The following is a 7,384-nucleotide window of genomic DNA, read 5'->3' on the forward strand; positions in this document are numbered from 1 at the left end:
GGTCGCTATAAGAGTAGTGAGATACTGGATGGTGAGGTAATGATTCGTCTGGAAAGTCCAGCAGGCTCAACCGATGTGTGGGCGTTGCTCGATACAGGTGAGGTTGAGATCACGCAAAAACCTGCAACCACAGTATCCCTACTCAATGATCTGCACCGTGGCAAAAATGTAGGTACAGCCTGGAGCTGGTTGATTGATGTCAGTGCCATCATCATCATCCTGTTATCGTTGGCAGGTTATATCCTTTTCCTGACCATTAAAACGCGTTTGGTCACACATTTACTGTTAACCGCATGCAGTTTATTCGCAATCATTCTGCTTATTTGGTCTGCCATCTAAGGTGAAACAATGACTCAAGCTGTCATGACAATTATTGTGATACTCGCAATATTATTGAGTCTGCATATTTTTATCATCGTATGGCTGTTATGGCAGCAACGTAATGGCAATAAGTCAGAGGTTCAGGATGATCATGCCTATTTAGTGGTTTATGCCAGCCAGTCAGGTCATGCTGAATCCTGGGCAAAGCATACCACTGAGCAATTACAGCTTATTCATCAGCAGGTCACGCTCAAGAACATTCAAAAACTGACAGCCACTGACTTGATCCAGTATCAACGGATTTTGTGGGTGGTTAGTACCTATGGTGAGGGTGATGCACCTGATGATGCCCAGCATTTTGTGCATAAAATATTGTCACAGCCTTTAGATTTATCACATTTGTCTTTCGCAATCCTTGCGTTAGGTGATAAACGCTATACAAACTTCTGCCAGTTTGGGCAAAGCATTGAACAATGGCTTTTACAGCAAAAAGCCCAGCCTTTATTTTCCACAGTTCTGGTAGATCAGCTCAATAGCCGTGATCTGGAACAATGGCTAACAGCTCTGGAACAGTTGACGGCAATGAGGCTGACAGCACTGGACAATGAACGGGAAACTATTGAACTCAAGTTTGCCCATCGTCAGTGTCTAAATGTGGGTAGTGCTGGCGAACCAATTTATAAGATTCAGTTGGTTGCTGAGCAGGAACTGGTTTGGTCATCAGGCGATATTCTGGAAATTCAGTGTGAAAATAGTGCCACTGAGATTCAACAGTTTCTGGTTGCGCATCAGCAGGATGATTTTAATGATATAGATGCATTAAAAACACTGAATTTAAGACAATTGCCAAATCGTGAACATCATTCATTTGCCGCATGGCTAGAACATTTTGATCGATTACCCAAGCGTGAGTATTCAATTGCCAGCTTACCTGAAAATGGCTTGATTGAGCTGGTGGTGAGACAACAACAGACGGAAACAGGTCTTGGACTGGGTTCTGGCTGGTTGACGGCAGGTTTGCAGCACAACCAGCCTATTCAGGCTTATATACGCGATAACCCAAGCTTTCGTCTACAACATCATCCACAACCTTTAATCCTGATTGGCAATGGGACAGGGATTGCAGGTCTGGTTGCGCATTTAAAGCAACGGGAACAATGGGGCTATGGGCAAAACTGGCTGATCTTTGGGGAAAGACAGCGGCAGTTTGACCATTTATATCATGCGGAAATTCAGTATTGGCAACAGCATGGCTTTTTACAGCATGTTGACTATGCGTTCTCACGTGATCAGGCTGAAAAAATCTATGTGCAGGATATTCTAAAACAGCAGTCTACGCGTTTAAAACAATGGATCAAACAAGGTGCGGCAGTTTATGTTTGCGGTAGCTTGAATGGTATGGCTGGTGGCGTGGATCAAGTCCTAAAAGAAATTCTAGGTGATGAGCTGGTGGAACAGTTGAAGCATGAGCTGCGTTATCAACGGGATGTTTATTAAATAGAAAAAATGATCGAGAAAAAAAGCCAGTAAGTGAACTTACTGGCTTTTTGTATAAGGGGCAGATTAAAATTTCTTTTCAACTGTAAACTGTAAACTTGGAATGGCTTCGTTGTTACGGGCCTGATAAAGGCTGCCATCAGACTGGTTGGTTAAACGCTCTTTATAGTCAGTGCTTAAAATGTTGTTCAGGTTTAGGCTGGCTGACCAGTTTTTGGCAAAGCGTTTGGTTGCCGCAATGTCCACATTGAAACGCTGGTTGGTGGTACGGTTATAAGGCTGGCCAACCAGGGCACGGGTAAATTCAGGCGTGTAATTAACATTGACGCTGGTGGAAAGCTGCCAAGGCTTGTAGCTGTATGAAATGCCTGAACTCGCGGTATAAGGTGCAACATCACTCACCAGACGGTCATTGTGCTGGGCATCTTCAATGGTTGCACGTACGGTTGAGACTTGCCCATTGAGCATAAAGGCATGTCCAGCTTCAGTCTGTTTCAGTGCATAACGGCCAGAGAACTCCACACCGTAGGTGGTGGCTTCATTCTGGTTTTGTGGGCGTTCAACATAACGGCTACCCTCAAGGGCAATTACCCGTTCAATATAGTCCTTGATTTCACGGTGATAGGCGGTTAAGTTCACGCCACCACTGGCAGAATCAAATGCCAGGGTTGACTCAAATGCCTTGATCTTTTCAGGTTTTAGGTTTGGATTACCCCCACGGTCAGGATTATTGAGTGAACCCGCATCGCTGTCTGTTGAAACCGTTACGTTTGGAATCAGTCGATCAGTATTTGGACTGCGGAACGCCTGACTTAAATTGGTTTGAATCGACCATTGGTTGGTGAGGTCAAAACGATAGGCAAGTACAGGACTTAAATGATGGTCCTGATAATCCACCAGACCTGAACGGTCCAGCCATTCCTGACGCGCACCCAAGGTGACAGTCTGGCGGTCAGTAAAGCGCCAGCTTCCCTCACTGTAGAGGGCATAGCGTTGTTCATCCAGACTTTGGCTGACATTGCTGCCCAACTGACTGTTGTTGGCACTGACCCCAAACTTAATCTGGCGGGTTTGGTCAAACTTACGCACACCATCATAGGCCAAACCATATTCGTCCACGGTTTCATCAGTATAAATGCTGTTGAGTGGAGAGCGAGTCAATTGCGTTTCAGTCTGATGTTCAACTGTTAAGCGAACCTTGTCACTGAGGTCTTTATCCTTGCGCTCATAACGTGTATTCAGGCGAATACTGTCATTTTTATCATCCTGAATCTGGTCGCCACGTACCCCTGTGCTTTTATTATTGCGATAAAACAGTTCAGCAATCAGTTTTTGCTGGTCATCCAGTTCATATTGCAGACGAGGGGAGAACATTTGGCTGGTACGGTTGGTGGTGCGTAGCTGTTCACGTGTGCCTGCGGCTGTTTCCATCTTGGTAATGGAGGTGGTGTCATTCCACATCTGGTTGGCAGACAGGCTGTAGATCCACTGATTGTCACGACCATCGGCTTGTACGCTGACCTGTTTGCGTTCGGCTTCCTGCTTGCCACTATCGCGTAAACCATAGCCGAGCTTTACTGAACCATTTAAACGGGTATCCAGCGGTTCCTTTAAAATAATGTTGATGACTGCGGAAGAGGCTACAGATGCCTGTGCAACACTTGGCTGCTTGACCACCTCAATTCGTTCAATCATGTCGGGGGTAATGGTGTCAACAATGGACATGCCACCACGTGGACCACCTTGCACAGCTTCACCATTGATCAGGAATGTCGGTGCGCCACCACCACGGAAACGCATGCCAGAAGCACCATTTCCGCCACGTGGGCCTGGGCCACCTGGTAACTGGAAACCAGCAGCACGACGCAAGGCATCCATAACCGTCTGGTCGCCATACTGGAGCATTTCATCACGGGTGATGATGGTTTTAGGTACTGCACTGATATCATCATCTTTTGGTTTTTGTGGTTCCGCCGATGCCTTGAATGACAGTGTAGGGAGCACCTGTGCTGTCTGTTCGGCAGGAGATGGGGCTGGCGCTGTGGTGGATTCAACATCATTTGCTAAAACTGAAGAAGTTAGGCTGAGTAAAGCCGAGCTGAGTACGGTCAGCTTTCCATAGCGGAATGGATGCTTCATTAAAATTACCCCAAACATTGATGATCAAATTATTTTGAATATAGACTAATGTAAAATTGTGTAGAAAAATCGAATATCTGTGCTGTAATAGCTTGAATTTGAGATTATTTTTTTATTCATTTAACGAGGAAGCACAATAGAGTGAGCCATCTGACACATAGAGGGCTTTAACTCTGTAGATGTTGTAACAGGGCATAAAAGAATAAAGGGTGCTTCTAGCCGTTTTAAACCACCTCGGCAACAGACAATATTGGCGTTCTGAGTCCATGCCTCGGACACCACGTAGTTTCCTGGTTCGATTAAACTATCAATTCTAAAAAAACTGTAGGTTCTGCCAATAAAAGTTCAGCATCTTCGCCTGTACAAAGATGCTTTTTTGTATCAATTAAAGCCCTGATAAAGTGTTTAAAAATAAAAATTTTGGTAAATTTTTAAAAATATTTTATATCTATCCTTATTGAATAATATAAAAAGTCATTGATTTAAAAAATGGAATATTCTAGTATCTAAGTGGGTGGAAAATGTACAAAATTAATATTTAAATGATCATATAATTGTGACTTGTTTTTATTTTGTCATTATTAAATGTTAAAAATTTATCATTTTGTTCCTTTTTATTGGTATTAAACAAAACCATACAATAGAGATAATAACAATGAAGATATTACTTGCACTGGTTATGGTCTGTTCAGTCCTTATTTTAGGATATGCTTCCTATGTAGATTCCAAAAACAAGAAACGCCAGGAAATTACTAAAATTGTGAATGATGCTGAACATAGCTTGAATACAATCCAGCATAACACTAATTATGTAAATTCCACCCATATTTCCTCCTCAAAAAACCCTAACTAAGGATAGAGTTCTATGATGATGCGGCAGGTGAGGTGCCTGATGTTTTTTGAACTCAGGAATCCATGTGCTTTTTTATCTGGCCATGCGCCAGTTTTTTATGGAATCTGCTAAAATATTTACCATTAAATAAAAAGCTGCATCTTGTTATGCGGCTTTTTACGTTCTGATAGCGGAATCGAATTTTATATAGATTGTTTTAGTAACAGGTATGAAACTGGCATATAGATTGCTATATCGCATGATATGCCGTTTTGTGTCCATTGAAAAAATGTTTCAACACAAGCGTATAGATTTCAATTCTACGATCTTGGATTTTACAGGTGCCATGTTATGACAACGCCTCATGCTTCGGCTGGTTTGTTGGAACGCTTATTTAAACTGAGCGAAAATAAAACCAGCTTTAGAACCGAAGTTCTAGCAGGTGTAACCACATTTTTGACCATGTGTTACATCATTATTGTAAACCCACTTATCTTGTCTGAAACGGGTATGGATCATGGTGCCGTGTTTGTTGCGACCTGTCTGGCTGCCGCAATCGGCTGTTTGGTTATGGGGCTTGTTGCGAATTATCCAATTGCACTTGCACCTGGGATGGGCCTGAATGCCTATTTTACCTATTCTGTCTGCTTGGGAATGGGAGTGCCGTGGCAAACCGCACTTGCGGCGGTCTTTGTTTCGGGAATTGTGTTTTTAGCGATTAGCTTCTTTAAAATCCGTGAAGCGATTGTCAATGCCATTCCAATGTCACTAAAGTTTGCCATCGGGGGCGGTATCGGTTTATTCCTTGCCTTGATTGCGCTTAAAAATGCAGGAATTATTGTGGATAACCCTGCGACTCTGGTTGGCTTGGGTGACATCAAGCAGCCAGCGGTATTGCTTGCGCTGTTTGGCTTCCTGATGATTGTGGTTTTGCATCAGTTTAAGGTGCGTGGTGCCATCATCATCAGTATTCTGGTGATTACTGGAATTGCGACAGCCTTGGGCCTAAACGAGTTCAAGGGTGTTGTTGGACAGGTTCCATCCATTGCACCGACATTTATGCAAATGGATTTTGAGGGCCTGTTCACCGCAAGTATGGTAGGCGTGATTTTTGTATTCTTTATTGTCGACCTGTTTGACAGTACGGGAACATTGGTTGGCGTGTCACATCGTGCTGGTTTGTTGCAGGATGGAAAATTACCGCGTTTGAAAAAGGCCTTGTTCGCAGACTCAACCGCAATTGTTGCGGGTGCGGCCTTGGGTACATCATCCACCACACCTTATATTGAATCTGCTTCTGGAGTTGCGGCAGGTGGGCGTACAGGTTTAACAGCAGTTGTGGTTGCCCTATTGTTCATTGGCTGTTTATTTTTGGCACCCTTGGCGCAGTCAGTACCTGGCTTTGCGACGGCACCTGCATTGCTGTTCATTGGCGTGTTGATGATTCAGGGCATCACCCATATTGACTGGGAAGATATTACCGAAGCGGTTCCTGCCTTTTTAACCATCGTATTTATGCCATTTACCTACTCAATTGCAGATGGTATCGCAATGGGCTTTATCAGCTACGCGCTGGTTAAATTATTCACGGGCAAGGCAAAGACCGTTCCCTATATGGTTTGGATTATTGCAGCACTTTGGGTATTTAAGTTTATTGCCTTTGGCGGTTAACATATCAATCAATAAAAGGATGTCGTTATGGCTGGCGACATCCTTTTTTCTTTGGAGAAAAATGATGAATGCAATTGAACTGATACAGGCTTTACCAAAAGCTGAATTGCATGTGCATATTGAAGGGACATTTGAACCAGAGTTGATGTTTGCCATTGCACAACGCAACCAGATTCAGATTCCATATCAATCTGTTGAAGAAGTGAAGCAGGCCTATAACTTCCATAATCTTCAGTCTTTCTTGGATATCTACTACGCAGGTGCCAATGTACTGGTACATGAGCAAGATTTTTATGACCTTGCGTGGGCGTACTTTGAGAAATGTGCTGAAGATAAAGTGGTACATACTGAAATGTTCTTCGATCCTCAAACACATACTGAGCGTGGGGTGGAATTTGCCACGGTGATTGCGGGCTTAAAACGTGCCTGTCAGGATGCACAGCAAAAGCTGGGGATTAGTTCTCAACTGATCATGTGTTTCCTGCGTCATTTAAGCGAAGAAAAAGCGTTTGAAACTCTTGAGCAGGCATTGCCATTCAAAGATGAAATTATTGCGGTTGGTCTGGACTCAAGTGAGGTGGGTCATCCACCTGCGAAGTTTGAACGTGTCTTTGCCAAGGCCCGTGAAGCAGGGTTCCTGATTGTGGCGCATGCAGGGGAAGAAGGGCCACCTGAATATGTCTGGGAAGCGCTGGATTTATTGAAAGTGAACCGTATTGATCATGGTGTGCGCTCAGAGGAAGATAAGCAACTCATGGCCCGCCTGATTGCAGAGAAAATGCCGTTAACGGTTTGTCCACTCAGCAACTTAAAGCTGTGTGTGGTGAATGACATGAAAGAGCATAATATTCGCCGTTTGTTGCAGCAGGGTGTACATGTCACAGTCAATTCAGATGATCCATCTTATCCGAATAGCCGTAAAAC

6 protein-coding genes are annotated in these 7,384 nt (G+C 43.8%); 5 read left to right on the plus strand and 1 reads right to left on the minus strand.

The annotated features are described in order from the left end of the window. On the plus strand, window positions 1-339 hold a 339-nt coding region (locus B4H32_RS04665), incomplete at its 5' end, for a PepSY-associated TM helix domain-containing protein (protein WP_286800414.1). Between the two features lie 9 nt (window positions 340-348). Next, the gene (locus B4H32_RS04670) at window positions 349-1,818 is read left to right on the plus strand and encodes a sulfite reductase subunit alpha (RefSeq protein ID WP_004682608.1); all 1,470 of its coding nucleotides are present in this window, start codon (window positions 349-351) and stop codon (window positions 1,816-1,818) included. Between the two features lie 66 nt (window positions 1,819-1,884). On the opposite strand, the gene B4H32_RS04675 is transcribed toward B4H32_RS04670, so the two are convergent. After that, window positions 1,885-3,975 carry a TonB-dependent receptor plug domain-containing protein gene (locus B4H32_RS04675; RefSeq protein WP_414630947.1) on the minus strand — a complete coding sequence of 697 codons (2,091 nt, stop codon included), beginning with the start codon at window positions 3,973-3,975 and terminating at the stop codon, window positions 1,885-1,887. A gap of 637 nt (window positions 3,976-4,612) precedes the next feature. Here B4H32_RS04675 and B4H32_RS04680 point away from each other — a divergent pair. The 3 genes from B4H32_RS04680 to B4H32_RS04690 all read left to right on the plus strand — a co-directional run. Next, window positions 4,613-4,810, plus strand: a complete 198-nt coding sequence (locus tag B4H32_RS04680) for a hypothetical protein (RefSeq protein WP_004676958.1) — start codon at window positions 4,613-4,615, stop codon at window positions 4,808-4,810. A gap of 330 nt (window positions 4,811-5,140) precedes the next feature. Next, window positions 5,141-6,460, plus strand: coding sequence for an NCS2 family permease (locus tag B4H32_RS04685; protein WP_004682606.1), 1,320 nt, complete (start codon window positions 5,141-5,143; stop codon window positions 6,458-6,460). 64 nt (window positions 6,461-6,524) lie between these two features. Then, window positions 6,525-7,384 (plus strand): adenosine deaminase (locus tag B4H32_RS04690; protein WP_286800417.1); only part of this gene is annotated, 860 nt, incomplete at its 3' end.

It is taken from the genome of Acinetobacter sp. UBA2063 (assembly GCF_002333245.1).
GTDB classification, from domain to species: Bacteria; Pseudomonadota; Gammaproteobacteria; order Pseudomonadales; family Moraxellaceae; genus Acinetobacter; species Acinetobacter parvus.

Coding starts and splice junctions, on each gene's coding strand:
- B4H32_RS04680 (WP_004676958.1), top strand. CDS start 4,613: ATGAAGATATTACTTGCACTGGTTATGGTCTGTTCAGTCCTTATTTTA.
- B4H32_RS04675 (WP_414630947.1), bottom strand. CDS start 3,975: ATGTTTGGGGTAATTTTAATGAAGCATCCATTCCGCTATGGAAAGCTG.
- B4H32_RS04670 (WP_004682608.1), top strand. CDS start 349: ATGACTCAAGCTGTCATGACAATTATTGTGATACTCGCAATATTATTG.
- B4H32_RS04685 (WP_004682606.1), top strand. CDS start 5,141: ATGACAACGCCTCATGCTTCGGCTGGTTTGTTGGAACGCTTATTTAAA.